24 protein-coding genes are annotated in these 25,859 nt (G+C 72.7%); 13 read left to right on the top strand and 11 right to left on the bottom strand.

Annotated elements, in window-relative coordinates:
- Positions 1–281: 281 nt before the first annotated feature.
- From VKK44_RS28830 to VKK44_RS28805, 6 genes are all read left to right on the top strand, one after another.
- Positions 282–1,898, top strand: coding sequence for a protein kinase family protein (locus VKK44_RS28830; RefSeq protein ID WP_343444299.1), 1,617 nt, complete (start codon positions 282–284; stop codon positions 1,896–1,898).
- Positions 1,895–2,605, top strand: a complete 711-nt coding sequence (sigM, locus tag VKK44_RS28825) for an RNA polymerase sigma factor SigM (protein WP_343444298.1) — start codon at positions 1,895–1,897, stop codon at positions 2,603–2,605. The genes VKK44_RS28830 and sigM overlap by 4 nt, the downstream gene beginning before the upstream one ends.
- On the top strand, positions 2,602–3,573 hold the full coding sequence (locus VKK44_RS28820) for a hypothetical protein (RefSeq protein ID WP_343444297.1): 972 nt from the start codon (positions 2,602–2,604) through the stop codon (positions 3,571–3,573). The genes sigM and VKK44_RS28820 overlap by 4 nt, the downstream gene beginning before the upstream one ends.
- 179 nt (positions 3,574–3,752) lie before the next feature.
- Positions 3,753–4,706 carry a thioredoxin-disulfide reductase gene (trxB, locus tag VKK44_RS28815; RefSeq protein ID WP_343444296.1) on the top strand — a complete coding sequence of 318 codons (954 nt, stop codon included), beginning with the start codon at positions 3,753–3,755 and terminating at the stop codon, positions 4,704–4,706.
- Between the two features lie 28 nt (positions 4,707–4,734).
- Positions 4,735–5,058, top strand: coding sequence for a thioredoxin (gene trxA, locus VKK44_RS28810; protein ID WP_343444295.1), 324 nt, complete (start codon positions 4,735–4,737; stop codon positions 5,056–5,058).
- A 167-nt stretch (positions 5,059–5,225) separates the two neighbouring features.
- Positions 5,226–6,386 (top strand): N-acetylmuramoyl-L-alanine amidase, encoded by a 1,161-nt coding sequence (locus tag VKK44_RS28805; protein WP_343444294.1) that lies wholly within the window; start codon positions 5,226–5,228, stop codon positions 6,384–6,386.
- 5 nt (positions 6,387–6,391) lie between these two features.
- Here the strand turns inward: VKK44_RS28805 and VKK44_RS28800 are convergent, their stop codons facing one another.
- Entirely contained in the window at positions 6,392–7,057 is a 666-nt protein-coding gene (locus tag VKK44_RS28800) for a GNAT family N-acetyltransferase (RefSeq protein WP_343444293.1), read from the bottom strand.
- A 289-nt stretch (positions 7,058–7,346) separates the two neighbouring features.
- Between VKK44_RS28800 and VKK44_RS28795 the strand changes: the two genes are divergently transcribed.
- Entirely contained in the window at positions 7,347–8,660 is a 1,314-nt protein-coding gene (locus VKK44_RS28795) for an aminotransferase-like domain-containing protein (RefSeq protein ID WP_343444292.1), read from the top strand.
- Between the two features lie 7 nt (positions 8,661–8,667).
- Complete coding sequence (locus tag VKK44_RS28790) at positions 8,668–9,663, top strand: D-alanine--D-alanine ligase family protein (protein WP_343444291.1); 996 nt, start codon at positions 8,668–8,670, stop codon at positions 9,661–9,663.
- Positions 9,664–9,698: 35 nt separating this feature from the next.
- On the opposite strand, the gene VKK44_RS28785 is transcribed toward VKK44_RS28790, so the two are convergent.
- From VKK44_RS28785 to rpmH, 10 genes are all read right to left on the bottom strand, one after another.
- On the bottom strand, positions 9,699–10,562 hold the full coding sequence (locus tag VKK44_RS28785) for a hypothetical protein (protein WP_343444290.1): 864 nt from the start codon (positions 10,560–10,562) through the stop codon (positions 9,699–9,701).
- 1,433 nt (positions 10,563–11,995) lie between these two features.
- Positions 11,996–12,220, bottom strand: coding sequence for a hypothetical protein (locus VKK44_RS28780; protein WP_343444289.1), 225 nt, complete (start codon positions 12,218–12,220; stop codon positions 11,996–11,998).
- Between the two features lie 167 nt (positions 12,221–12,387).
- Positions 12,388–13,428 carry a ParB/RepB/Spo0J family partition protein gene (locus VKK44_RS28775; RefSeq protein WP_343444288.1) on the bottom strand — a complete coding sequence of 347 codons (1,041 nt, stop codon included), beginning with the start codon at positions 13,426–13,428 and terminating at the stop codon, positions 12,388–12,390.
- 27 nt (positions 13,429–13,455) lie between these two features.
- Positions 13,456–14,787 carry a ParA family protein gene (locus VKK44_RS28770; RefSeq protein WP_343444287.1) on the bottom strand — a complete coding sequence of 444 codons (1,332 nt, stop codon included), beginning with the start codon at positions 14,785–14,787 and terminating at the stop codon, positions 13,456–13,458.
- Positions 14,788–15,028: 241 nt separating this feature from the next.
- The gene (rsmG, locus tag VKK44_RS28765) at positions 15,029–15,820 is read right to left on the bottom strand and encodes a 16S rRNA (guanine(527)-N(7))-methyltransferase RsmG (protein ID WP_343447937.1); all 792 of its coding nucleotides are present in this window, start codon (positions 15,818–15,820) and stop codon (positions 15,029–15,031) included.
- A 323-nt stretch (positions 15,821–16,143) separates the two neighbouring features.
- Positions 16,144–16,725, bottom strand: coding sequence for a Jag family protein (locus VKK44_RS28760; protein ID WP_343444286.1), 582 nt, complete (start codon positions 16,723–16,725; stop codon positions 16,144–16,146).
- Between the two features lie 217 nt (positions 16,726–16,942).
- Positions 16,943–17,935 (bottom strand): membrane protein insertase YidC, encoded by a 993-nt coding sequence (gene yidC, locus VKK44_RS28755; RefSeq protein WP_343444285.1) that lies wholly within the window; start codon positions 17,933–17,935, stop codon positions 16,943–16,945.
- 3 nt (positions 17,936–17,938) lie between these two features.
- On the bottom strand, positions 17,939–18,223 hold the full coding sequence (yidD, locus tag VKK44_RS28750; RefSeq protein WP_343444284.1) for a membrane protein insertion efficiency factor YidD: 285 nt from the start codon (positions 18,221–18,223) through the stop codon (positions 17,939–17,941).
- Positions 18,220–18,633, bottom strand: a complete 414-nt coding sequence (gene rnpA, locus VKK44_RS28745) for a ribonuclease P protein component (protein ID WP_343444283.1) — start codon at positions 18,631–18,633, stop codon at positions 18,220–18,222. Before rnpA ends, yidD begins: the two co-directional genes overlap by 4 nt.
- Before the next feature lie 34 nt (positions 18,634–18,667).
- Complete coding sequence (gene rpmH, locus VKK44_RS28740) at positions 18,668–18,805, bottom strand: 50S ribosomal protein L34 (protein WP_091061882.1); 138 nt, start codon at positions 18,803–18,805, stop codon at positions 18,668–18,670.
- Positions 18,806–19,379: 574 nt separating this feature from the next.
- Between rpmH and dnaA the strand changes: the two genes are divergently transcribed.
- From dnaA to VKK44_RS28715, 5 genes are all read left to right on the top strand, one after another.
- Complete coding sequence (gene dnaA / locus VKK44_RS28735) at positions 19,380–21,218, top strand: chromosomal replication initiator protein DnaA (RefSeq protein WP_343444282.1); 1,839 nt, start codon at positions 19,380–19,382, stop codon at positions 21,216–21,218.
- An 804-nt stretch (positions 21,219–22,022) separates the two neighbouring features.
- Positions 22,023–23,156, top strand: a complete 1,134-nt coding sequence (gene dnaN, locus VKK44_RS28730) for a DNA polymerase III subunit beta (RefSeq protein WP_343444281.1) — start codon at positions 22,023–22,025, stop codon at positions 23,154–23,156.
- Positions 23,157–23,196: 40 nt separating this feature from the next.
- Positions 23,197–24,069: a phosphogluconate dehydrogenase (NAD(+)-dependent, decarboxylating) gene (gene gnd / locus VKK44_RS28725; RefSeq protein WP_343444280.1), complete on the top strand. Its 873-nt coding sequence runs from the start codon at positions 23,197–23,199 to the stop codon at positions 24,067–24,069.
- Between the two features lie 16 nt (positions 24,070–24,085).
- Positions 24,086–25,219, top strand: coding sequence for a DNA replication/repair protein RecF (recF, locus tag VKK44_RS28720; RefSeq protein WP_343444279.1), 1,134 nt, complete (start codon positions 24,086–24,088; stop codon positions 25,217–25,219).
- Positions 25,209–25,859, top strand: a complete 651-nt coding sequence (locus tag VKK44_RS28715) for a DUF721 domain-containing protein (protein WP_343444278.1) — start codon at positions 25,209–25,211, stop codon at positions 25,857–25,859. The genes recF and VKK44_RS28715 overlap by 11 nt, the downstream gene beginning before the upstream one ends.

Raw genomic sequence — 25,859 nt, 5'->3', positions numbered from 1 at the left:
GCCTGTGGACAACCAACCGTACGGACGAGGGTGCCCAGGCCGGGACGGGGAAACCCCCGGCGCGCCACACCGGTACGCCCCTGCGCCGATCACTTGCCGTCAACCTCTAGATTGGCGGTGCGTGTCCGCGGTGGCTGGCTTCCCGCCCGCCGCAGCGGGAAGATGACATGTCGGAGAACCGGGCATCCCGGGTAAGGTCGCTCTCGACGGGTACGTCCGGCGTCGACGTGGGCGTCGACGCCGACCGTGCCGGTTCCACCGAAGCCAGAGCGGGAAGCCACATGCCCAGCAGCACGGGTCCATCGATCGACACGATCACCGAGGGAGGACGGGTGACCCAGGTCGGCGAGGGTCAGGAAGCGGAGGAAACCTCTCCCGCGGTCGTGACCCTCGGTGCTCCCACAGTCGGTGAGCTCCTCGCCGAGCGCTACGAACTGGTCGAGCACATCAACAACGACAGTGCCGGCCGGCTGGTCTGGCGCGGGGTCGACGTGGTGCTGCGCCGGCCCGTCGCGGTGGTTCTCCGCTACCCCGGCGGTGACTCCGCCACCGAGATGCTCCAGGCCGCCGTCGCGGCCAGCCGGGTCATCCACCCCAACCTGGTCGGCGTCTACGACGCCATCGACGAGGACGACCGGGCCTACGTGGTCCGCGAGTGGGTGGACGGCCAGTCGCTGCGGGAGATGGTCGCCGCCGACGGGCCGCTGGACCCGGCCCGCGCGACCGCGATCGGCAACGCCGTCGCCAGCGCCCTGGCCGCGGTGCACGCCACCGGCATGGTGCACGGCAACCTCCACCCCGGCACGGTGATGATCAGCGACGACGGCCGCGTGGTGCTGGCCGACGCGCGTACCGACGGGGCGGACAGCCAGGAAAACGACCTGCGGGCCGTCGGCGGGGTGCTCTACTTCGCGCTGACCGGGCACTGGCCGCACGGTGAGGCGCCGCTGCACGGCGCCACCGCCGGGCACGGCCGGGCCGCCCTGCCGGACGCCGTCCGGGACGCCAGCGGCAGCATCGCCGCGCCCCGGCAGGTGCGCGCCGGGGTGCCGGCGTACCTCGACGACCTCACCATGGACCTGCTCGACCCGGAGATCGCCCCGCCCTCGTCGGACGTGCTGTCCGCCGAGTTGAGCCGGCTCGACATCCCGGCCGACGAGCAGTTCCTGGAGCAGGCCGGCCCGCTGCGCTTCACCGCCGACCCCGGCGAGGAGCCGTCCTCGCCGCTGGCCGCGGCCGGCGGACGCAAGGTCGCCCTGGGCATCGCCGCCCTGCTGGTGGTGGCGCTGGTCGGGTTGCTCGTCGGGATCAGCGTGCTCGGCGGCGGCGACGACGACAAGCAGCCGGTGGCCCAGCCGACCGGCAGCGCCCCCGCCACGGGCGGCAGCACCGAGGCCGCCGCGCCGGTCCGCAAGCTCACCGTCTCCGACGTCCGGATCATCGACCCGGAGAGCGGGGACCGCGCCGAGGTGCGCAACGCCGAAAAAGTCATCGACGGCAGCGACGACGAGGGCTGGGAGACCCAGACCTACCGGAACAACGGCAAGTTCGGCGGCCTGAAGAAGGGCATGGGCGTCTGGATCGACCTCGGCGCCCCGCACACGGTCAAGTCGCTCCAGGCCACGCTCTCGTCCACCGGCGCCTCGGCCGAGCTGCGCGCCGGCACCAACGGTGAGTTCCCGTCCACCTCCAAGGGCGACAAGGACCTCGTCGCGGCGTACCCCACCGTGATCGGGCAGCCGTTCGAGGACCACGACGGCACCAAGATGATTTTCAACGGGTTCGACCCGGCCCAGAAGTACCAGTACCTCCTCTTCTGGATCACCGAGCTGCCGAAGAAGGACGACGGCAGCGGCTGGAAGATCGGGGTCCAGGAGATCACGGTCCAGGGCTCGTGAGCCGCTGGTCGGCGACCGGCGACGGCCCGCCGGCCGGCTCCGACCTGGAGCTGCTCCGGGCCCACGTCGCGGGCGACCGCGACGCCTTCACCGAGCTGTTCCACCGGCACCGCGACCGCCTCTGGGCGGTGGCGCTGCGGACGGCAGGTGACCGCGAGGAGGCGGCCGACGCGCTCCAGGACGCGATGCTGTCGGCGCACCGCGCCGCGGCCCGTTTCCGGGGCGACTCGGCGGTCACCACCTGGCTGCACCGGATCGTGGTGAACGCGTGCCTGGACCGGATGCGGCGACGGCAGACCCACGCGACCGTCCCGCTGCCCGACGGGGTGCACACCGACGGGGAGCCCGGACGCCACACCGGTGGCGTCGAGCCGGCCGCGCCCGCCCCCGACCACGACACCGCGCTGGTGGTCCGGCAGGCGCTCGCGGCCCTGCCGGCGGAGCAGCGGGCCGCGCTGGTCCTGGTGGACGTGCAGGGTTACCCGGTGGCCGAGGTGGCCCGGATCCTCGACGTCGCCGAGGGGACGGTGAAGAGCCGGTGCGCCCGGGGCCGGGCACGACTCGCCGTGCTGCTGGGGCACCTGCGTACCGGTGCCGACGACGCGGTGGACGTGCCCCGGGTCACCACAGGGAACCGTCGGCCGCCCGAAGGCGTCCGATCCTCGTCGGGACTCACCCGGCCGGACGTCAGCCAGGAGGAGCCGTGAGTTCGCGGGAGTTCAGCGAGGTCGACCACGACCTCCTCGCCGACTACCTCGGCGGGGCGCTGGACGGCACCCCCGAGCAGGCGACCGTGGCCCGGCTGGTCGAGCAGGACCCGGCCTGGCGCGCGGCGTACGCGACCCTGGCCGGCGCGCTCGACCTGGTGCACGCCGACCTCGCCGCCTGGGCGTCGTCGCCCGCGCCGGAGCTGCCGGCGGCGGTGGCCGACCGGATCACGGCCGCGCTCGCCGGCGCCGGCCCCGTCCCGGCCGCCGACCACGTGCCCGGTCACGCCGGCCGGGACGCGGCACCGGTCGTCGTGCCGGCGCAGCCCGGCCGGGCGACCCGCCCGCCCGGCACGGCCACCCGCCCCGAGCGGCACACCGGGCCCGGACGACGCTCCCGGCGCTGGGCCCGGCTCGCCGGCCCGGTGGCGTTGGCCGCCGCCTCGGTCGCCGCGGTCAGCCTCGGCGTCGGCCGGCTGGCGGACACGGGCGGGGACAGCAGCGGCACCGCCGACCGACCGGCCGGTGAGGCGGCGCCGGCGGCGGGTGCGCCGTACCGGACCACCGGCCCGGCCGTGCGCAGCGGCACGGACTGGACGCCGGAACGCCTCGGCCGGGCACCCGCGGCGACGTCGTACCGGCCGGACATGGCCGGGCCGTCGGGCGCGGCGGACAACGGCCGGGAGACCCCCCTGGCCGCCGACAAGAGCCGCCTCAGCGCGACGGGCGGGTTGGACCGGCTCGCCCGACCCGAGGCGCTGGCCGCCTGCCTGACCGCGATCGGCGCCGAGCACGGCGCGACGCCGCTCACCGTCGAGCTGGTCGACTACGCCCGGTTCCAGGGCAGCCCGGCGCTGGTGGTGACGTTCTCGGACGCCGTCGGTGTCCGCTGGGGCTGGGTGAGCGGGCCGGAATGCGGCGTACCCGGGTCCGGCGCGGACACCCGGTTCCGCACGCGGGTAGGCTGAAACCGCGCGGTCAGCGGGCCTGTCCCGCCACGTGACGTGACCCACCGGATGACCGGTCCGGGAATCCCCGCTTCGTACGATGACGTTCTGGAAGTCAGGCGCCGACCCCTCCGCGCGGTCGGCACTCGGGATCGACATCGGTGCGCGCCGGTGACGAACACACACATCGGGAGACGGCAGTGGACGAGGTCCGCAACCTGATCATCATCGGCTCCGGGCCGGCCGGCTACACCGCGGCGGTCTACGCCGCACGTGCCAACCTCAAGCCGCTGATCATCGAGGGCGTGCAGTCCGGTGGCGCGCTGATGACCACCACCGAGGTGGAGAACTTCCCCGGCTTCGCCGACGGCATCCTCGGCCCCGAGCTGATGGACAACATGCGCAAGCAGGCCGAGCGGTTCGGCGCGGAGTTCCTCACCGACGACGTGACCCGGGTCGAGCTGAAGGACACCGGCGAGATCGGCTCCGACGCGGTGAGCACGGTCTGGGTGGGCGAGACCGCCTACCGGGCCCGCGCCGTCATCCTCTCCACCGGCTCGGCCTGGCGTCCGCTGGGCGTGCCGGGCGAGCAGGAATACCTCGGCCACGGTGTGTCGTCCTGCGCCACCTGTGACGGCTTCTTCTTCCGTAACCAGCACATCGTGGTGGTCGGCGGCGGCGACTCGGCGATGGAGGAGGCGAGCTTCCTCACCCGCTTCGCCGAGTCGGTGACGATCATCCACCGCCGCGACTCGTTCCGGGCCAGCAAGATCATGGCGGAGCGGGCGCTGGGCAACGAGAAGATCAAGGTGGAGTGGAACACCACGGTCGAGGAGATCCTCGGCGACGACGGCAAGGTCAGCGGCGTACGGGTGCGCGACGTGCACACCGGCCAGACCAAGGTGCTCGACGTGACCGGCGTGTTCGTGGCGATCGGCCACGACCCGCGCAGCGAACTGTTCCGCGACCAGGTGGAGCTGGACGACGAGGGTTACGTGAAGGTGCAGGCGCCGAGCACCCGCACCAGCGTGCCGGGCGTGTTCGCCGCCGGCGACGTGGTCGACCACACGTACCGGCAGGCCATCACCGCGGCCGGCACCGGATGTGCGGCAGCGCTGGACGCCGAGCGGTTCATCGCCACCCTGCAGGGCTGAGAATTTTCACGAGGAGGAGGGGTTCATAGTGGGAGCCACCAAGGCGGTCACGGACGCGAGCTTCGCGAGCGACGTGCTGAAGTCCGACAAGCCGGTTCTGGTCGACTTCTGGGCGGAGTGGTGCGGTCCGTGCCGCAAGGTCTCGCCGCTGCTGGAGGAGATCGCGGGCGAGATGAGTGACCAGGTCACCATCGTCAAGCTCAACATCGACGAGAACCCCGAGACGGCGCGCGCCTACCGGGTGATGTCCGTGCCGACGCTGACCGTCTTCAAGAACGGCGAGCCGGTGCAGTCGATCGCCGGCGCCAAGCCGAAGGGCGAGCTGGTCAAGCTCATCCAGTCGGCGCTCTGACCCGACCCGACACCGTCGGAGCCCCCGTCACCCCGCCCGGGTGTCGGGGGCTCCGACGTTCCTGACCTGCGCGAACCTGAGCCCGGTGGGTAACCGGTCACGGTACGCTCCGTAGGCGTCCGTCGGAGTTTCCGCCTCCGCCAGCGTCCGTGCAGAGGGGGGTCGTCGTGCGTCCGATCCGACCCGGTGACCGGGGCCCCGCGGTGGCCGAGATCCGTACCGTGCTCGCCGGCCTGGAACTTCTGCCCACCGACGGTCGCGCCGACGACTACGACGCCGCGACGGAACGCGCGGTCCGCGCCTTCCAGCAGTCCCGCGGCCTCAGCGTCGACGGGCGGGTGGGCGCGGAGACCTGGCGGGCGCTGGACGCGGCCCGCTGGCGGTTCGGCGCCCGCGCGCTCTACCACGCGGTGCCCGAACCGCTCACCGGCGAGGACGTCCGGTCACTTCAGGAACGCCTGTTGGAGATGGGGTACGACGTGGGCCGCGCCGACGCCATCTACGGCATCCGCACCTCCCGCGCGGTGGCCCAGTTCCAGCGCGAGATGGGGTTGAAGCCGGACGGCGCCTGCGGCCCGCACACCGTCAACGCGCTGCGCCGGCTCGGCCGCAAGGTCGTCGGCGGGCGCCCGCAGTGGTTGCGCGAGTCCGACGCGATCCGCCAGGCCGGGCCGACGCTGGTCGGCCGGACCGTGGTGATCGACCCGGGGCACGGCGGCACCGACCCCGGCGTGGTGGTGCCCGACGGCTCGCTGCGCTGGAGCGAGGCGGACCTCGTGCACGACCTCGCCAGCCGGCTGGAGGGACGGCTCGCGGCGGCCGGCGTACGGGTGCAGCTGACCCGGGGCCCGTCGTCCCCGACCTGCCTGCCGGACGCGGACCGGGCCCAGCTCGCCAACTCGCTCGGCGCGGACGTGTTCATCTCGCTGCACACCGACGGGCACGCCAACCCGGAGGCCGACGGCGTCGCCACCTACCACTACGGCACCGACAACGGCGTCACCTCGGCCACCGGGGAGCGCCTGGCCGGGCTGGTGCAGCGGGAGATCGTGGCCCGCACCGGGCTGCGCGACTGCCGCACCCACGCCAAGGCGTGGGACCTGCTGCGGCTCACCCGGATGCCCGCGGTCCGCGTCGAGGTGGGCTACCTGACCTCCCCCGCCGACCGCGGCCGGCTGATCGACCCGCGCTTCCGCGACCGGGTGGTCGAGGCGATCGTGGCCGGGGTGCAACGGATGTACCTGCCGATCGAGCGGGACGTGCCGACCGGCTCGATCGACGTGAGCGAGCTGCGGGCGATCGTGGCCGCCGGCACCGTGGTCGACTGAGCCGGTCAGCTCGTCGAACGGGTGGCCGGCGCCGGCCGCACCGGGCGCAGCAGCGTCTCCGGGCTCATCGAGCCCAGCAGCTTCTCCAACGCGTACTCGACGTCGGACTTCCAGCTCAACGCGGTGCGCAGCTCCAGCCGCAGGCGCGGGTAGCGGGGGTGCGGGCGGACCGTCTTGAAGCCCACCGAGAGGAAGAAGTCGGCCGGCGCGACGCAGGCCGAGGCCGGACCGTCCGGCTCGTCGCCGAACTTGGCGTCGCCGAACGCCTCGATCGCCTTGATGCCGCGCTTGGTGAGATCCCGGGCCACGCCCTGCACCAGCATCCGGCCCAGGCCGCCGTCGGCGAACGCGGGCACCACGTGCGCGGTCATCAGCAGCGCCGCGTCCGCCGAGACCGGCGAGGTCGGAAACGCCATCGAACGCGGGACGTACGCCGGCGGGGCGTACATGACGAAACCGGCCGGCATGCCGTCGACGTAGACCAACTTGCCGCAGGAGCCCCACTCCAGCAGCGTCTGGGAGACCCAGGCCTCCTTCTCCAGGCCGGGATCGCCGGCCGCGCAGGCCCGCTCGGCGGAGACGGGATCCAGCTCCCAGTAGACGCACCGCCGGCAGGATCGGGGAAGGTCCTCCAGGGTGTCAAGCGTCAGGCTGACCAGACGTCGCGACATGAGCGCACCCCACCAACAGTCTCGGAACGTCGGTCACCGCGGTGTCCCGCCGCCTCCTGCTCCCGACGAGCGATCGTACGCTTCCGCCCGCCGGTGCGGGAGGGGACGCGCGAACGCCCACCCGGGCGACGGACCGGCGGTCCGGGATGTGGACGTGTCCACACGGCGGGTTCCGCGCCGGTCACCAGGGACTACGATCGACCAATCGGCCGCGCGCCGCCATTGGATGCCGGCATCGCGGGTACCACACCGGGCGGCAGCCCCGCCGACACCCGATCGAGGTGATGTCATGACCGGCACGACGCTCGACGACTACACCGACCGGTACGCCCGGCGTGTGCGGGGGATGACCGCCTCCGAGATCCGGGCACTCTTCGCGGTGGCCAGCCGGCCGGAGGTCGTCTCGCTCGCCGGCGGGGCGCCCTACATCGCCGCGCTGCCGCTCGACGCGGTGGGCGAGATGCTCGGCCGGCTCGGCGCCGAGCACGGCGCCACCACCCTCCAGTACGGCATCGGCCAGGGGACCCTGGAGCTGCGCGAGCGGATCTGCGAGGTGATGGCGCTCTCCGGGATCGACGCGTCCTGCGGCGCCTCCCCGGAGGACGTGGTGGTGACCGTCGGCGGGCAGCAGGCGCTCGACCTGGTGGCCCGTCTCTTCCTGGACCCGGGTGACGTGGTGCTCGCCGAGGGCCCGACGTACGTCGGCGCGCTCGGGGTGTTCCAGGCCGCCCAGGCGCAGGTGACCCACGTGCCGATGGACGACCAGGGCCTCATCCCGGAGGCGCTGGAGGTGGCGATCGCCGACCTGGCCCGGGCCGGCCGGCGGGTGAAGTTCCTCTACACCATCCCGACCTACCAGAACCCGGCCGGCGTGACGTTGAGCGAGGAGCGGCGCGAACGGGTGCTCGACATCTGCGAGCGCGCCGGGCTGCTGGTGGTGGAGGACGACCCGTACGGTCAGCTCGGTTTCGAGGGCGAGGCGCCGGCGCCGCTGCGGGCCCGCCGGCGTGACGGCGTCTTCTACCTGAGCACGTTCTCCAAGACGTTCGCCCCCGGGCTGCGGGTGGGCTGGATCCTCGCCCCGCACGCGGTGCGCGACAAGCTGGTCATCGCCAGCGAGGCGCAGATCCTCTGCCCCAGCGCCTACGCACAGGCCGCCGTCTCGACGTACCTCGGCACCATGCCGTGGCGGGAGCAACTCAAGATCTACCGGGAGGTCTACCGCGAGCGTCGGGACGCGCTGCTCGACGCGCTGGCCGACCTGATGCCCGAGGGAACCACCTGGACCACCCCGACCGGTGGTCTCTTCGTGTGGGCCACCCTGCCGGACGGGCTCGACGCCAAGGCGATGATGCCGCGGGCCGTCGCCGCCCGGGTCGCGTACGTGCCGGGCACCGGCTTCTACGCCGACGGGACGGGCACCGGAAACATGCGGCTCAACTTCTCCTTCCCCCCGCCGGAGCGGATCCGGGAGGGCGTGCGCCGGCTGGCCGGCGTGATGGAGCAGGAGCTCGCCATGCGGAAGGTCTTCGGGGCGGTCGGCAGCGCCGGACCGCGCCGACGCCAGGGCGGCTCCGACGCGCCCGGTCCCGACTTGGCATGATGCCCGCATGGCCGTCACCCCTGCCGCACCGACACCTGTGACCGGATCCTCCGGCGACGAGCTGCACGTGCTCGTGCTCGCCGGCGGCCTCTCCTACGAGCGGGACGTCTCCCTCCGGTCCGGTCGTCGGGTGCTCGACGCGCTGCGCGCGGTCGGCGTGCAGGCGGAGCTGCGGGACGCCGACGTCGCGCTGCTGCCCGCGCTGGCCGCCGACCCGCCGGACGCGGTGGTGATCGCCCTGCACGGCGCCACCGGCGAGGACGGCTCCCTGCGCGGCGTGCTCGACCTCTGTGACGTGCCCTACGTCGGCTGCGACGCCCGCTCCTCCCGGCTGGCCTGGGACAAGCCGTCCGCCAAGGCCGTCCTGCGCGAGGCCGGCATTCCCACGCCCGACTGGGTGGCGCTGCCGCACGACCGCTTCTCCGAGCTGGGCGCGGTCGCCGTCCTGGACCGGATCGTCGACCGCCTCGGGCTGCCGTTGATGGTCAAGCCGGCGCAGGGCGGTTCCGGACTGGGCGCCGCCGTGGTCCGGGATGCCGCGTCGCTGCCGGCCGCGATGGTCGGCTGTTTCGCGTACGACCAGACGGCGCTGGTGGAGCGCTACGTGGCCGGAATGGACGTGGCGGTGTCCGTGCTCGACCTGGGCGACGGCCCGCAGGCCCTGCCTCCGGTCGAGATCGTGCCCCGCAACGGGGTCTACGACTACGCGGCCCGCTACACGGCGGGGCGCACCACCTGGCACGCGCCCGCCCGGCTCGACGCCGCCACGACCGCGCAGGTGACCGACGTGGCGCTCGCCGCGCACACGGCGCTCGGCCTGCGGGACGTGTCCCGCGTCGACCTGATCGTCGACGCGGAGGGCCGGCCGCACGTGTTGGAGGTCAACGTCTCGCCCGGCATGACGGAAACCTCGCTGCTGCCGCTGGCGATCCAGGCGGCCGGGCTCGACTTCGGCCGCGTCCTGGGCGCGCTCGTGGGCCGGGCCGCCACCCGCCGCCGCTGAGCTGACTCAGCCGGCGCACTCCGGTACGCCCACCCTCATTCCCGGCTCGACCCGGCCGGGCCCGTGGCCGACTCCCCGCCGCCGTCGCCAGCCGTGGGAGCGGCCTCGTCGGTCGCGGGCTCGCCACCTCCGTCGCGGTGCTCGCCGGTCGGGGTGTGCGCGGGCGTCTCGTCGGTCGCGGGGCTCGGCGCGGTCCCGTCGGCGTTATCGGCCGGCTCCGCCTCGGGGATCTCGTCCGCCGCCTCGATCACCGACGCGGTCTCCTCGTCGGGCTCCTCGACCTTGCTCACCGGCGACGGCGAGGAGAGACTCGACGGCGCCTGCCACCGGATGCGCGGCGGCTCGGCGAGCGGCCGGCCACCGAACTCGGCGAGCCACGCGGCCACCATGGCGAGGTTCTCCCGCCACTGCTCCTCGGAGATCGGCGGCAGGATCGAGTCCCACAGGGACAGGAACGTGCCCCGCAGTTGAAGTCGCCCGTAGGGCCGGGCCAGGAACCACATGTGCAGGTGTGCCGACCCGTCGCCCCAGCGGTTGACGTGCACCCGGGCGACCCCGTCCAACGAGCGGATGGCCCGTTCCAGGCGCACGGTCATCACCCCCAGCTCGGCGGCGAGCAGATTCGGCAGGTCTCCGAGGTCCAGGTGGGAGCGGGACTCCAGGATCAGGACCATCGGCAGGCCGGTGGGCCGGTCCATGGTGCGGACCCGCCACCGCTCACCGACCCAGATGTACGCCTCGTCAGGGGCGTTGCACGCGGTGCACTCCCGGTCCTCCTCGCCCCGACGGGGAGGTTCGACCGGTACGGGATCGTCGAGCTGCTTGACGCGGAGATCGCCCTCGAAGGGGAAGGAAGGCCACTGGGTGAAGTCCGGGACTGAGGGAGGGGTGTCCTGCACGACGCTGACCCTAACGGAGTTGGCGACGCCTGTCCCTCCCCGTTCCCACCGGAGCCTTCGCCCCGTTCCACCCGGGGTCGAGCCCGCTCCGGCCCTCCACAGCATGTTGTCCACCACGTTGTCCACAGGCCGCCGAGATCACCACCACAGCGCGTCATCCACAGCTCAGCAAGGGTTTCCGGGTTTTGTTTCACGTGAAACGGAGTGAGCCTGTGGACAACCGCTGTGGATAACTATTGCGACGCGACGTCTCCGTCGACCCTTCCTTACAACGAGCGGACGGCCTCGCCGTAGCGGTCCGGGCGACCCCCTGACTCTCTGCCCCGCCGACCCCGTTTCACGTGAAACGGAGCGCTCCGTGATTCCTGGGCTCGTGGCGCGGTGTCGCCCAGAGAGAGGCTGTCCGTCGGGCGGGGGCGTTCGGTTTCACGTGAAACGAGGCTGGCGGCTTCATGGGCACGGACGTCCGCCTCCCCCGAGGCCGACGTGCCGACTCGTGCGGTTGGACTCGACTAGCCCTCTCTGAGCGGCGCCGGCGTCCCAGCCCTCCGATGCGGTGCGCCCGCTGATGCGCATCCGGGTTCGGCACCGTCCGGCGGCGGGGCTCACTCCGGGTCCACACGACGCCAGGCCGGCGGTCCCTGCCCTCGGCGAGTGCTCTCCGTTGCGACGGCTCATTGCGTGGCCGCTCCGGGCGTCGCAACGGTGCCCGGTAGGACCGTGCGGTTGAACGACCCCATGCTTGTCTCGCCGCCTCCACACGTGACGCGTACCCGCCACCGTCATCTCACGGTCGTACCGAAGCGCGCTGCCGGCTCCGGTCTCATCGTGTCGGTGCGAAGCGGGGCCGCACCTCTCGGGTGCCCGTCCCACGTCGTCATCGACGCCGGCCCGGGTTCGGCGCGTCGGCTGTGCTCCGCGATCGGGCGCTCCGGTCGGTTGTCATGCCTCCGATCAGGCATGAAATGGGAACGGTGTCCGGGGCTCCGGTCTTTTCACCGCGCACGCCTTCACCGCCAGGCGGCGGTTCCGGAACGAGGCCCGGCTCGCGGTCGACCCCGCGATCCGGGGCGGCTGGTTTCCAGCCACAGCTGGTCCGCCGGTCGATCGGATGGATTCTGGTGGCGCTCGGGATCTCTTCCTCGGCAGCACACCGTTGCGTCTACTCGCGGCAGCGCACCAGGCCGCCTTCCTCAGGAGAGGGGACGGCCGTGCGACCTTTGGCAGACGAGCCCGCCGACGCCACGGCTCACTCGGATGCGGCGGACGAGGACGCCGCACTCGCCGGCAGGCCACAGCCGCCGCCGTCGTGCTCGTCGTCGGTGCCCCGCTCGTCCTGACCGGGGACAAGCAAACCCCGACGTCACCCGGCCCTGCTCCCGCTGGCCGGGCCGGTTTCACGTGAAACCGCGCTGCCGCCAAGCTCTGTCGTTTCACACTGCAAGGAGACGCCCCGGCTCGCCCTCGCCCTCGCCCGGCGCGGTCCGGTCCGGCGCGGTCCGGTCCGGCGCGGTCCGGTCCGGCGCGGTCCGGTCCGGCGCGGTCCGGTCCGGCGCGGTCCGGTCCGGCGCGATCCGGTCCGGCGCGATCCGGCCCGGCGCGATCCGGCCCGGCGCGATCCGGCCCGGCGCGGCCCGGCCCGGTGCGGCCCGGCTCATTTCCGCGCGGTAGCTGGCGGTCGGCGGTCGGCCATGCCGGCGGTGCGCTGGCGAACCTCGGGCGGGTGCGGTATCGACGCCGGCGGGCCCGCTGCGGATCGGGCCTGAGCCGGAACGCCACCGGCCGCACCCCTCGACGGAGATGCGGCCGGATGTCGAGCAGAGACTCACTCCTCGGGCTGGTCCTCCTGGGGCACCCCGATGATGCCGACGATCCGCTCCAGATCGTCGACGGTCGCGAACTCGATGGTGATCTTGCCTTTGCTCCGGCCGATGTCGACCTTCACGCGCGTGTCGAACCGGTCGGAGAGCCGGTCGGCGAGGTCGGAGAGCGCGGGGGCGTGCGCCTTGGTCCGGCGCTTGGCCGCAGGGGGCTTCGCCGGCCCCTCAGCGAGCGCCAGAGCCACCAACTCCTCGGTGCCGCGTACGGATATGCCCTCGGCGACGATGCGCGTGGCGAGCTTCTCCTGGGCCTCACTGTCATCGAGGCTGAGCAGTGCCCGCGCATGGCCGGCGGAGAGCACTCCGGCGGCGACCCGCCGCTGTACGGCTCCGGGGAGATTCATCAGCCGGATGGTGTTGGAGATCTGCGGTCGGCTGCGGCCGATCCGGCGTGCCAACTCCTCGTGGGTGGCACCGAACTCTTCCAGCAACTGCTGGTAGGCCGCCGCCTCTTCGAGCGGGTTCAGGTTGGCGCGGTGGATGTTCTCCAGCAGCGCGTCCCGGAGCATCGCGTCGTCCTTGGTCTCCCGGACGATGGCGGGAATGCTCTCCCGGCCGACCGCCTGGGCGGCGCGCCAGCGCCGCTCACCCATGACGAGTTCGTACTTCTCGTCGTCGAGTTGCCGGACGACGATCGGCTGGAGGAAGCCGACCTCCTGGATGGAGGTCTTCAGTTCCTCCAGCGCCTCCTCGTCGAAGACGTGCCGGGGCTGCTTCGGGTTCGGCACGATGGAGTCGACCGGGATCTCGGCGAAGCGGGCGCCGGGCACCGGGCTCAGCTCGAACTCCGGTTCGGCGGCCGGCACCGCGCGGCCGGCGAGCGCACCGGTCACGGCAGGGGGCGGGTCCGCGACGGGAGGAGCCGGGGTGGCCACCGTCGGGACGGGTGCCTCATCGACCTCCGGCGGCGCGGCACCCGGTGCCGGCCCGGTCGGGATGAGGGCACCGAGTCCTCGGCCCAGACCGCCGCGGGGACGGTTCTTCATGCGACGCCTCCCAGCGACATCTCCGCACTACGCATTCCGGCTCACCGGCTCCTTGACCCCTCGTTCAGCGATCTCCTGGGCGGCCTCGAAGTAGCTCGTGGCACCCCGCGAACCGGGATCGTAGGTCATGACCGACTGGCCGTAGCTCGGTGCCTCGGAGACACGCACGTTCCGGGGGATGACGGCCTGGAGCACCTTGTCCCCGAAGTGGTTCCGGACGTCCTGCTCCACCGCGTCGGCCAGCCGGGTACGCCGGTCGTACATGGTCAACAGGATGGTGGAGACGTCGAGCTTCGGGTTGAGGTGCTGGCGTACCAGGTTGATGTTGTTGATCAGCTGGTTGAGGCCCTCCAGCGCGTAGTACTCGCACTGGATGGGAATCAGCACCTCCTGCGCGGCCACCAACGCGTTGACGGTCAGCAGGCCGAGCGAGGGCGGGCAGTCGATGAAGACGTAGTCGAAGTGGCCCGGGTACGCTTCGATGGCGCGCGACAGGCGGGACTCCCGGGCGACCACCGAGACCAGCTCGATCTCGGCGCCGGCCAGGTCGATGGTCGCCGGCACGCACCACAGGTTGGGGATGCCCTCGACCGCCTGGGCCACCTCTTCCAGCGGCACGCTGTCGATGAGGCAGTCGTAGACGTCCGGGACACCGGTGTGGTGCGGCACGTTCAGCCCGGTGGACGCGTTGCCCTGCGGGTCGAGGTCGACCACGAGCACGCGGTTGCCGTGCAGCGCGAGCGCCACCGCCAGGTTCACGGTGGTGGTGGTCTTGCCCACGCCACCCTTCTGGTTGGCGACGCACATCACCCGGGTCCGGTCGGGGCGGGGCATGTTGACCTCGCCACTGGGATTCAGGATCTGCACGGCGCGCATCGCCTCCATAGCCAACGGTGGGTCATCCTCTTCGCGCGTCGGGGTTTCACGTGAAACGTACGTGTTGGCCGCCGCCTCATCCTCGTATCCGGCGACCGGTGGCGTGTCGGCCGGTGCCGCGGCGGTGGCAGGTTGGTGCGGTACGGCGGAGACCGGCGGTTGTGGTTCGTAGCGGGCGGGGATCGCGGCGTTCGCCCGTGCCGACGCCGGCCGGGGGGACGGGGCGTTCACCGGCCCGTCGCTCGGGTCGTGCGGTTCGCGGGCCGGCGGGACGTTGGCCGGCGCGGACGAGACCGGCCGGACGGCTCCCGTCGCCGATGCATCCGGCCGGTGGACCGGGTCGACGGGGTGATGCGGCGACGCGTCACGGGGATCGTTCACCGCCCACTCCTGGTAGCTGGTTTCACGTGAAACGGAACCGTCCGGGGCTCGCCCCCCGGAACCGGTCAGCCGTGGATCGTCGTACCTGCCGTCGTCATGCACCTGTCATCCCTACCCGCTCCGGATGGTCGGTCCGCACCGTCGATCGGGTCTCCGCTGTGCGCGGCGTCACCGGCTGGCGGAACGGTCGGGTCGGGTGCCGCCCGGCACCGCCGCTCCACACTATCGACGCGCGGTCAGCCTACGGCCGACGGGCGTGGTGGGTCCATGTCGGGTTGTGATCGATCCGGTCACGCCCCCTGGGGTCCAACGACCGGCCGGACGTCCGGAAAGCCTTGCCCGCTCAGCGATCCCGATTCCGGTCGCCGCGTCGACGACCGCCGCGCGAGCGTTTCGGCCCCTTCGCCTTCTTCGGGTTGACCACCCGTTCCCGGACCACCTCGACCACCGTTGCCGCCGGCTCGATCATCCCGGTCCCGCACCGGTGCAGCGTGGGCTCCCCACCACCGAGACGGGCCACCGCGTCGGCGTGCTCGGTGATCTCCTCGGCGGCGGACGCGCCCTTGAGCGCCAGCAGCCGGCCACCCGGAGCCATCAGCGGCAGGCACCAGCCGGCGAGCCGGTCCAGCGGGGCAACGGCGCGCGCGGTGACGATGTCGGCGGAGAGCGGCTCGCGGTCGCGAGAACCGGCCGCCGCCTCGTCGGCCCGCCCACGGAACACCCGGACGGACCTGGTCAGACCGAGCCGCTGCACCGCCTCGACCAGGAAGGCGACCCGCCGCGCGAGCGGCTCGACCAGGGTCACGGTGAGATCCGGGCGGGCGATCGCCAGCACCAGGCCGGGCAGCCCGGCCCCGGAGCCGACGTCGATCACGCTGGCGCCCTCCGGGATCCGCTCCGCCACCACGGCGCAGTTGAGCAGGTGCCGGTCCCACAGCCGGGGCGTCTCGCGGGGCCCGATCAGGCCCCGGAGCACGCCCTCGGTGGCCAGCAGTTCGGCGTACGCGGCGGCGAGGTCGAGCCGGTCACCGAAGAGCGCACGCGCGGCTTCCGCCAGCTCCGGCGGCAACGTCGCGTCGGCCGGGTCGGGCGCGGTGCCCGCGACGGGGCCGTGCGTCGTGGACGGCTCGGGCACGGCCGCCGGCTCCGCGAAGGCCGGAACCGCCACCACGTCCGGCTCAGCGAAGATCGGGTCGACCGTCCCGGCCGGAGCGTCGGAACCGGCCGGCTCGGCCTCCGCCGGCGGCTCACCGGAGAAGGCCGGTGTCACCTCGGTGGCGGCGGGCTCGGCACCGCCCACCGGTGCGGGTTCGCCGGAGAACTCGGGATCGGCCGGCCGGCCCTCGTCGGAGCGGAACGGGTCGGGAGTCGCGTCGGGCCGCACAGCCGGCGGCCCGGGTGGCGTACCACCCGGGCCGGCCACGGCGTCCGCCGTCGTGTCGTCGGAGGTCACTGACCTCAGTCCGCAACCGGGCGGACGACGATGCGGCGGTTCGGCTCCACGCCTTCGGACTCGCTCTCCACACCGCTCATCGCGTTGACCACGTCGTGTACGCACTTGCGCTCGAACGCCGACATCGGCTCCAGGCGCACCGGCTCGCCGTGCTCCTTGACCTTCTCGACCGCGTTCTTGGCGACCGCGGCCAGTTCCTTGCGCCGGGCGGCCCGGTAGCCGCCGACGTCCAGCAGCAGGCGGCTCGGCGTGCCGGTCTGCCGGAACACCGCCAGCCGGGCCAGCTCCTGGAGCGCCTCCAGCGTGGCGCCGCGCTGGCCGACCAGGCTCTGCAGTCGGCCGCCGACCACCTCGACGACGGGGCGGCCACCGGAGACCAACTCGTCGATGTCGCCGTCGTAGTCGAGGATGTCCAGCAGACCCTCGACGTAGTCGGCGGCGATCTCGCTCTGCCGGAACAGATCGCTGTCGGCCGGGGCCTTCTTCTCCCGGGTCCCGGCCGTGCCCTCCTCGATCTCGGTGGCGGCAGCCGCGGGGCTCTCGTCGTCCACGGACTGGTCGGCGCTGGGGATGCTGGTGTCGGTCACGGTCTCATCTCCGTACTCGCTCGGCCGGACCGTCGAGGTCCGCTTGTCTCCCGGGGGCCGGCGGGAGGTTCGCCGGATGCCCTCGGGCACGTCCGTACGGGCCAGTCTCGCCCGTGACCGCGCGTCGCGCGGTGGTTCCGGCCCGGCGCCGACCTCTCGGGTGGCTGCTCGGGAACCGGACGGGCCACCGCCGGTCGCGGCGGTGGCCCGGTTGGGCTCAGCCCTGCCGCTTGGCGGGGCGGCTGCCGCCCTTCTTCGGGTTGGCCGGCTTGGCGCCCGGCTTCGGGCCGGCCACCTTCGGCGCGGCGGCCGGGGCCTTGGCCACCGGCGGAGCGGCCTTGCGACCGAACAGGCCGCTGGTCTTGGCCGGCTGGGCGGCGGTGGCCTTGCCGGCGGTGGCGGTGGCCTTCTTCGGCGGCACCAGCGGCGGGAACTTCCGCAGCACCCACTGCTGCTGGCCGAGCGTGAAGAGGTTGTTGGTGACCCAGTAGATGATCACACCGATCGGGAAGATCGAGCCCGAGACCAGCAGCGAGACCGGGATGCCGTAGAGCATCAGCCGCTGCACCATGCGCTGCTGCGGGTCCTCCGCCCAGCCGGTCTTGAGAATCATCTGCCGGCTGGTGAGGTAGGTCGTGGCGATCATGATGAGCACCAGGACACCGGCGATCAGCTTCACCGTGCCGGTGTTCGCGCCCAGCGGGGCCAGGTCGGCGGCGGTGGAGCCGAACCGGCCGGAGATCGGGGCGGTGAAGAGCTTCGCGCTGGAGGCGCTGTTGAACTGGTCGGCGGTCCAGCCGTAGAGCGTCTTGCCCGGGTTCGTCGGGTTGAGCCGCTTGAGGGTGTGGAACAGGCCCAGGAAGACCGGGATCTGGAGGAACATCGGAAGGCAGCCCATCAGCGGGTTGGCCTTTTCCTTCCGGTAGAGCTCCATCATCTCCTTCTGGAGCGTCTCCCGGTCACCCTTGTGCTTCTCCTGGAGCTCCTTCACCTTCGGCTGGAGCGCCTGCATGGCCCGTTGCGACTTGATCTGCTTGACGAAGACCGGGAACAGGATCACCCGGACCGTCACCACCAGGAAGATGATGGAGAGGATCCAGGCCCAGTTCGTGCCGATGACCGCGCCGACCGGCACCCCGATGGCGTCCCAGGCCGAGTGCCAGGTCAGCAGGATCCACGAGATCGCGTAGTAGATCCAGTCGAGACTCAATTCTCAGGCTCCAGTCACGTCGGCACGGCGGCGTCCGCCCGGCTCCGGCACCGGGTCGTGTCCACCTGGGTGAAAGGGGTGGCAGCGCGACAGCCGCCGGACCGTCAGCCAGGCTCCCCGCAACGCGCCGTGCCGGGACACCGCCTCCACGGCGTAGGCACTGCACGACGGGTAGAACCGGCAGCGGGCCGGCAGTGCCGGACTTATCCAACGACGGTACGCGACGATGGGTACCAGCAGCAGGCGGGCACCGGTAGTCGGCGATGGAGTCGCGGTGTCGCCGTTCATCGCGACCGCCGTCCCCGGGGGGCACGCGCGGCGGTGAGGGCGGCGTCCAGGTCGGCCGCCAGTCGGGCGTACGTCGCGTCGGCGGCCGGGGGCAGGGCGCGTACCACCAGGGTGGTGCCGGCGGGCAGCTCGGCCAGGCGCTCCCGGACCAGGTGCCGCAGCCGGCGGCGGACCTTGTTGCGCACCACCGCGCCGCCGACGGCCTTGGACACGACGAAGCCGGCGCGGCGGGGTGCGGAGATCTCCGCACCGCTGCTCCGCGCCGGCTCCGGCGAGGGTGTCGCGGTGGCGCCGGCCGGCTCGGGGACTGTCAGGTGAACCACGACGGCGCCGCGGCCGACGCGTCGGCCACCACGAACCGCTGCGGCGAAGTCGCTACTGCGCCGCAGTCGCTGTGCGGCGGCCAGCACGACTGCCCACGTCCCCGTACCGGACCGGTCGGCCTCAGGCCGCCAGGCGGGTGCGGCCCTTGGCGCGACGGGTCGAAAGGATGGCGCGGCCGGCACGGGTGCGCATGCGCAGCCGGAAGCCGTGGGTCTTCGCGCGCCGGCGGTTGTTCGGCTGGTAGGTGCGCTTGCTCACGTCAGGCTCTCCGTTGTCGTACGCCCCGCGCGGCGGATCGCCCGGGGTCCTGTGCTGGTCCAGATCACCACGACGGTGACCGCTGATCGACGCTGCCCGGTGAGCCGGCCTCCGGTGGTGCCGGGGAGGTGGCCGCGGGCAACGAGCATCCATCACCCTAGCAGAGGGCGAGAGAGCATCCGCTCCAGCCTACGCAGCACCGCAATGACCGTCAAACCCTTCCCGCCGGCCCCGACCTGCGCCGGAACGGCGACCGGAGGGACGGTTCGCGGCGAGGTCGTCACCGCCTCCCGGGTGTCGGCGGTTGATGGCGCGGGGTCCGCGCTGTTAGCGTGCGCGATTGCGGTCGGTGTCGGGTGCCCGGGTTTGTCGCCGACCGGCAAGACCGGACAAGCTGTTGAATCGTTCGGCACGGTGAACCCGCTTCAGCGCCTCCGCGAATCAGGGGGCAGGTCCGACCCGCGTCCGGTGGGCGGCCACAATCGGTCGGTACACAGGCTGTGGATAACTTGTGGATGACGACCGGTCAGCCGTCCGGGCGGGCGTGAGGATCAGGCGAGGGGGGTGGCACGACGTGACCGGAGCGACAGACCTTGCCGCGGTGTGGGCGGCAGCCACCGAGGAACTCGCCGACGAGATCATCTCCGCTCAGCAGCGGGCGTACCTCCGACTCACCCGGCTCCGCGCGATCGTCGAGGACACCGCGCTGCTCTCCGTGCCCGACGCCTTCACCCGGGACGTGATCGAGTCGCGGCTCCGTCCGGCCATCACCGAGGCGTTGAGCCGCCGGCTCGGCCGGCCGATCCAGGTGGCCGTCACCGTGCGGGTCGCCGAGGACCCGAGCGGGCGACCGGCCGGCACGGTGTACCGCAGCGGCCCGGAACAGCTCCCGGACCGGGACGGCGCGGCCGATCTGCTCCCCGGCTTCGACCGGGCGGGCCCGCCGCCCCAGTCCGCCTATCCCGCCCCCCGCCCGGAGCCCCAGTACGCGGACACCCGGCCGGAGCATCCGATGGAGGAGCCCGCGCCACGGCAGCGCGGCGCGGACGGCGGACGGCCGCACCTGATCCCGGCCGGTCGGGACGGACAGGACACGCTCTTCGGCGCCGCGTTCGCCGAACCGCTGCGGGCCGCCCCCGACCGCCGTTCCTTCGACGACCGTCCCCGCCTGGAGCCGTCCGCCCCCGAGCAGGGGTACGAGCCCCGCTACCGGGAGGCACCCGGGCCGGTCGACTCCCCGCCGCTGCGCGGACTGCCGCGCGACGGCGCCACCGACAACGGGCCGGGTCGCGGTGCCACCGACAGCGGTCCCGGCCGCGGCACCCCCGACCACCACCGGCCCGGCGGACAGGTCGACCGCCGGATGCCCGGCGTGGAGAGCGGCGGCAACCGGCTCAATCCGAAGTACATGTTCGAGACGTTCGTCATCGGCTCGTCCAACCGTTTCGCGCACGCGGCGAGCGTGGCGGTGGCCGAGTCGCCGGCCAAGGCGTACAACCCGCTGTTCATCTACGGCAGCTCGGGGCTGGGCAAGACCCACCTGCTGCACGCCATCGGGCACTACGCCACCACGTTGGGCAACGCCCGCTCGGTCCGGTACGTCTCGACCGAGGAGTTCACCAACGACTTCATCAACTCGTTGCGGGACGACAAGACCAGCGCGTTCCAGCGTCGCTACCGGGACGTGGACATCCTCCTGATCGACGACATCCAGTTCCTGGAGAACCGGGAACGGACGCAGGAGGAGTTCTTCCACACCTTCAACACGCTGCACAACGCCAACAAGCAGATCGTGATCACCTCCGACCGCTCGCCGAAGCAGCTGGCGACGCTGGAGGACCGGCTCCGGACCCGGTTCGAGTGGGGCCTGCTCGCCGACATCCAGCCGCCCGACCTGGAGACCCGGATCGCGATCCTCCAGAAGAAGGCGGCGCAGGAGCGGCTCTACGCCCCGCCGGACGTGCTGGAGTTCATCGCCTCCCGGGTGTCGAACTCGATCCGGGAGCTGGAGGGGGCGTTGATCCGGGTCACCGCGTTCGCCAGCCTCACCCGGTCCTCGGTCGAGTTGTCCCTGGCCGAGGAGGTGCTGCGCGACTTCATCCCGGACGGCACCGGCCCGGAGATCACCGCGGACCAGATCATGGTTTCGACCTCCGAGTACTTCGGGGTCAGCCTGGAGGACCTGCGCGGTCACTCCCGGTCCCGGGTGCTGGTCAACGCACGCCAGGTGGCCATGTACCTGTGCCGGGAGCTGACCGACCTGTCGCTGCCCCGGATCGGCCAGGCGTTCGGCGGACGCGACCACACCACGGTGATGCACGCCGACCGCAAGATCCGGCAGCAGATGGCGGAGCGGCGCTCGCTCTACAACCAGATCGCCGAGCTGACCAACCGGATCAAGCAGAACACCTGAGACGCTCGTCTCGTACCCGTCACGACAGCCCGGCCGGACGACGTTCCGGCCGGGCTTCTTCGTGCCCGACGGGACCCGCGTCGGCGGCGCCCGGTCGCTCGCGGACGCCGCCGGTTGACCCTCGACCCGGTGGAGGGCCCAGAATCGGCGTCGTGGTTGTCCACAACTCGTACCGGTTGTCCACACCCCCTGTGTCACAGGCAGTGGAAAACCACCCTGTGCACTTGGCCGGTTACCCACAGACTGTGGACAACTCCTGGGGATGAGCCTGTGGACGCCTGGGGATGACGGCGGCGTTGTCCACCGACGACGGTCCGCCTGTGGGCAGCCTGTTGAAGGCTCTGGGGATGACGGTGGTCCGGGCCGTCGGCGTTGTCCACAGCCCTGGGGAGAAAACCGGTGGATTACCGGTGGACAACCGGTGGACAGCGGTGGAAAACCCGGCGGCTGGCGGGGCCTGTGGACCGGGACCCCGGTTGTACCCCGGGTTCTCCACAGCAAAGCCACTTGTGGATAAGGTATCTGACCTGCGCAGACGCCGGTTCTCCACAGTTTGCACAGGTGCGATGAAGACGATGAGTTATCTCTTCTAAACAACAAAAACCAATCATCACCGTTGGACTTCCTGTGGATCGGGCCGCAGCGCTGCCGTCGGCAGTCGCCCGGGCACCTGGATCCACGGGGTCGGGCGCACAGCCGATGCCCACGCGCCCTAAGGTGCGATGGGTACCCGCACGGTCGGGCGGGACGGGTGGCAGCGGTCGGCATGAGAGAGTTGTCGCTGACGTCGACGCGGAGGCATTGATGAAGTTCCGAGTGGAGCGCGACGCGCTCGCCGAGGCGGTCGCGTGGACCGCCAAGAGCCTGCCCAACCGACCCTCCGTGCCGGTGCTGGCCGGGGTGATGCTCCGGGTGACCGACGGCAATCTCCAGGTCTCCGGCTTCGACTACGAGGTCTCCAGCCAGGTGACAGTCGAGGTGCAGGGCGACGCGGACGGCGCGGCCCTGGTCTCCGGTCGGCTGCTCGCCGAGATCACCAAGGCGCTGCCGGCCAAGCCGGTGGACATCGCCGCCGTCGGCGCCCACCTGGAGCTGGTCTGCGGCAGCGCCCGGTTCACGCTCCCCACCATGCCGGTGGAGGACTATCCGACCCTGCCGGAGATGCCGGAGAGCGCCGGCACCGTCGACGCCGCCGCCTTCGCCGCCGCCGTGGCCCAGGTGGCTGTCGCCGCCGGCCGCGACGAGACGCTGCCGATGATGACCGGCGTCCGGATCGAGCTGTCCGGCAGCACCATGGCCATGCTCGCCACCGACCGCTACCGTCTGGCGCTGCGCGAGATGGAGTGGCACCCGGACGACCCGGAGATCAGCCTCAACGCGCTGGTGCCGGCCCGCACGCTCAACGACACCGCGAAGGCGCTCGGCCCGCTCGGCGGGCACGTCACCATGGCGCTCTCCGCCGGCGGCGCCGGCGAAGGCATGATCGGCTTCTCCGGCGGCACCCGCCGGACCACCAGCCGCCTGCTCGACGGCGCCAACTACCCGCCGGTGCGCTCGCTGTTCCCGGCCGACCACAACGCCGAGGCCCAGGTCGCGGTCGCCACCCTCATCGAGGTGGTCAAGCGGGTGGCGCTGGTCGCCGAGCGCACCACCCCGGTGCTGCTCAGCTTCAGCTCCGACGGCCTGGTGGTGGAGGCCGGCGGCACCGAGGAGGCCCGGGCCAGCGAGGCCATGGAGGCCACCTTCAGCGGTGACCCGCTCACCATCGGCTTCAACCCGCAGTACCTGATCGACGGCCTGTCCAACCTGGGGGCCCAGCACGCCCTGCTGCGGTTCGTCGACGCCTTCAAGCCCGCGGTCCTTTCCCCGGCCGGCGAGGATGGCGAGGTCATTCCGGGGTACCGGTACCTCATCATGCCGATCCGCGTGTCCCGCTGATCGCCGGCAGCACCACCCCGACGTACGGAGGTAGCAGCACATGCAGCTCGGCCTGGTAGGACTCGGCCGGATGGGCGGCAACATGCGCGAGCGGTTGCGCGCCGCCGGGCACGAGGTGGTCGGCTACGACCGGAACCCGGAGCTCAGCGACGCCGCGAGCCTCGCGGAGCTGGCCGAGAAGCTCGACTCGCCGCGCGCGGTCTGGGTCATGGTCCCGGCCGGCGTCACCGACGCCACCATCGACGAACTCGCCGGCGTGCTCGGCGAGGGCGACATCATCATCGACGGCGGCAACTCCCGGTTCAGCGACGACGCCCCGCGCGCCGAGCGGCTCAACGAGCAGGGCATCGGCTACGTCGACGTCGGCGTCTCCGGCGGTGTCTGGGGCAAGCAGAACGGGTACGGCCTGATGGTCGGCGGCGCGCAGGAGCACGTCGACCGGCTCATGCCGATCTTCGAGGCGCTCAAGCCCGAGGGTGAGTTCGGCTTCGTGCACGCCGGCCCGGTCGGCGCCGGCCACTACGCCAAGATGGTGCACAACGGCATCGAGTACGGCCTGATGCACGCCTACGCGGAGGGCTTCGAGCTGCTGTCGAAGTCCGAGGTCGTGACCAACGTGCCGGGTGTGTTCAAGTCCTGGCGCGAGGGCACCGTCGTCCGGTCCTGGCTGCTCGACCTGCTCGACCGGGCGCTCGACGAGGACCCGGAGCTGGCCGAGCTGAGCGGCTACACCGAGGACACCGGCGAGGGCCGGTGGACGGTCGACGAGGCGGTCCGGCTCGCCGTGCCGCTCAACGTCATCACCGCCTCGCTGTTCGCCCGGTTCGCCTCCCGGCAGGACGACTCGCCCGCCATGAAGGCCGTCGCCGCGCTGCGCCAGCAGTTCGGCGGCCACGCCGTCCGCAAGCGCTGACAAGCATCCACAGGCTGTGTACGTCCGCCGGCTCGAACTGGTCGACTTCCGCTCGTACGAGCGGGTCGGCGTCGACCTGGAGCCGGGTCCGAGCGTGCTCGTCGGCGCCAACGGCGTCGGCAAGACCAACCTGGTCGAGGCGTTGGGCTACGTGGCGACCCTGGACTCGCACCGGGTCGCCACGGACGCCCCGCTGGTCCGGATGGGCGCCACCTCGGCGGTGATCCGCTGCGCGGTGGTGCACGACGGCCGGGAACTGCTCGTCGAGCTGGAGATCGTGCCGGGCAAGGCGAACCGGGCCCGGCTCGGTCGCTCGCCGGCCCGCCGCGCCCGGGACGTGCTCGGCGCGCTGCGGCTGGTGCTCTTCGCGCCGGAGGACCTGGAACTCGTCCGTGGTGACCCGGCCGAACGCCGCCGCTACCTGGACGACCTGCTGGTCACCCGCCAGCCGCGCTACGCCGGTGTCCGCGCCGACTACGAGCGGGTGGTCAAGCAACGCAACGCGCTGCTGCGCTCCGCGTACCTGGCCCGCAAGACCGGCGGCTCGCGCGGCGGCGACCTGTCCACGCTCACCGTCTGGGACACCCACCTCGCGCAGCACGGTGCCGACCTGCTCGCCGCCCGGCTGGAGCTGGTCGCCGCGCTCACCCCGCACGTGTCGAAGGCGTACGACGCGGTGGCGGCCGGCCGGGGCGCGGCCGGCATCACCTACCGGCCGTCGATCGAGCTGCCCGAGCCGGCCGCCGACCGGCCGGCGCTGGCCGAGGCGCTGACCGCCGCGCTCGCCGCGAGCCGCACCGCCGAGATCGAACGCGGCACCACGCTGGTCGGCCCGCACCGGGACGACCTGGCCCTCACCCTCGGTCCGCTGCCCGTCAAGGGGTACGCCAGCCACGGCGAGTCCTGGTCCTACGCGCTGGCGCTGCGGCTGGCCGGGTACGACCTGCTCCGCGCCGACGGGATCGAGCCGGTGCTGGTGCTGGACGACGTCTTCGCCGAGCTGGACACCGGCCGGCGGGAACGGCTGGCCGAACTGGTCGGCGGCGCCAGCCAGCTCCTGGTCACCTGCGCGGTGGACGACGACGTGCCGGTGACGCTGCGCGGGGCCCGTTACACGGTCGACGAGGGGACGGTGCGACGTGCCGGATGACGACGAGGTGCGGCTGCCGCCCGCGCGGCTCGGGCCCGGACGCGACGGTGGGACGGCCGCACGGGCCGGCGCGGACAGGGCCGCCGCGCGTACCCCGGGAAAGCCGGCGGACGGCGAGTCGGCCGCGGGCCGGGCGGACGGCGCGGCCGGGCCGGAGCTGGCCCGGGCGGTGCTGGACGCGGCGAAGGCCCGGCGCCAGGCCGCGGCCGGTCCCCGGCGACGCAGCGCGGTCCGCGGCGACGGCGAGAAGCGGCTGCGCGGCTACTCCGGGCCGGGCCCGGACCCGCGCGACCCGCAGCCGCTCGGCGCGGTGCTCGACAAGCTGGTCAAGGCGCGGGGCTGGCAGCAGCCGGCGGCCGAGGCGACCGTCTTCGGCGCGTGGGAGAAGGTGGTCGGCGCGGAGGTCGCCCAGCACAGCCGCCCGGTGAAGCTGGAGGACGGCGAGCTGACCGTGGAGGCCCGCTCGACGGCCTGGGCCACCCAGTTGCGGCTGCTGGCCGGCTCGCTGCTCAAGCAGATCGCCAGCGAGGTCGGCCACAACGTGGTGCGCAAGCTGCACATCCACGGCCCGGCCGCGCCGTCCTGGTCGCGCGGCCCCCGGCGGGTGCGCGGGCGTGGCCCCCGGGACACCTACGGCTGA

The organism is Micromonospora sp. DSM 45708 (genome assembly GCF_039566955.1).
Taxonomy (GTDB): Bacteria; Actinomycetota; Actinomycetes; order Mycobacteriales; family Micromonosporaceae; genus Micromonospora.
Note: the sequence above shows the minus strand (reverse complement) of the source record. Positions and strands in the feature narration are given on the sequence as shown.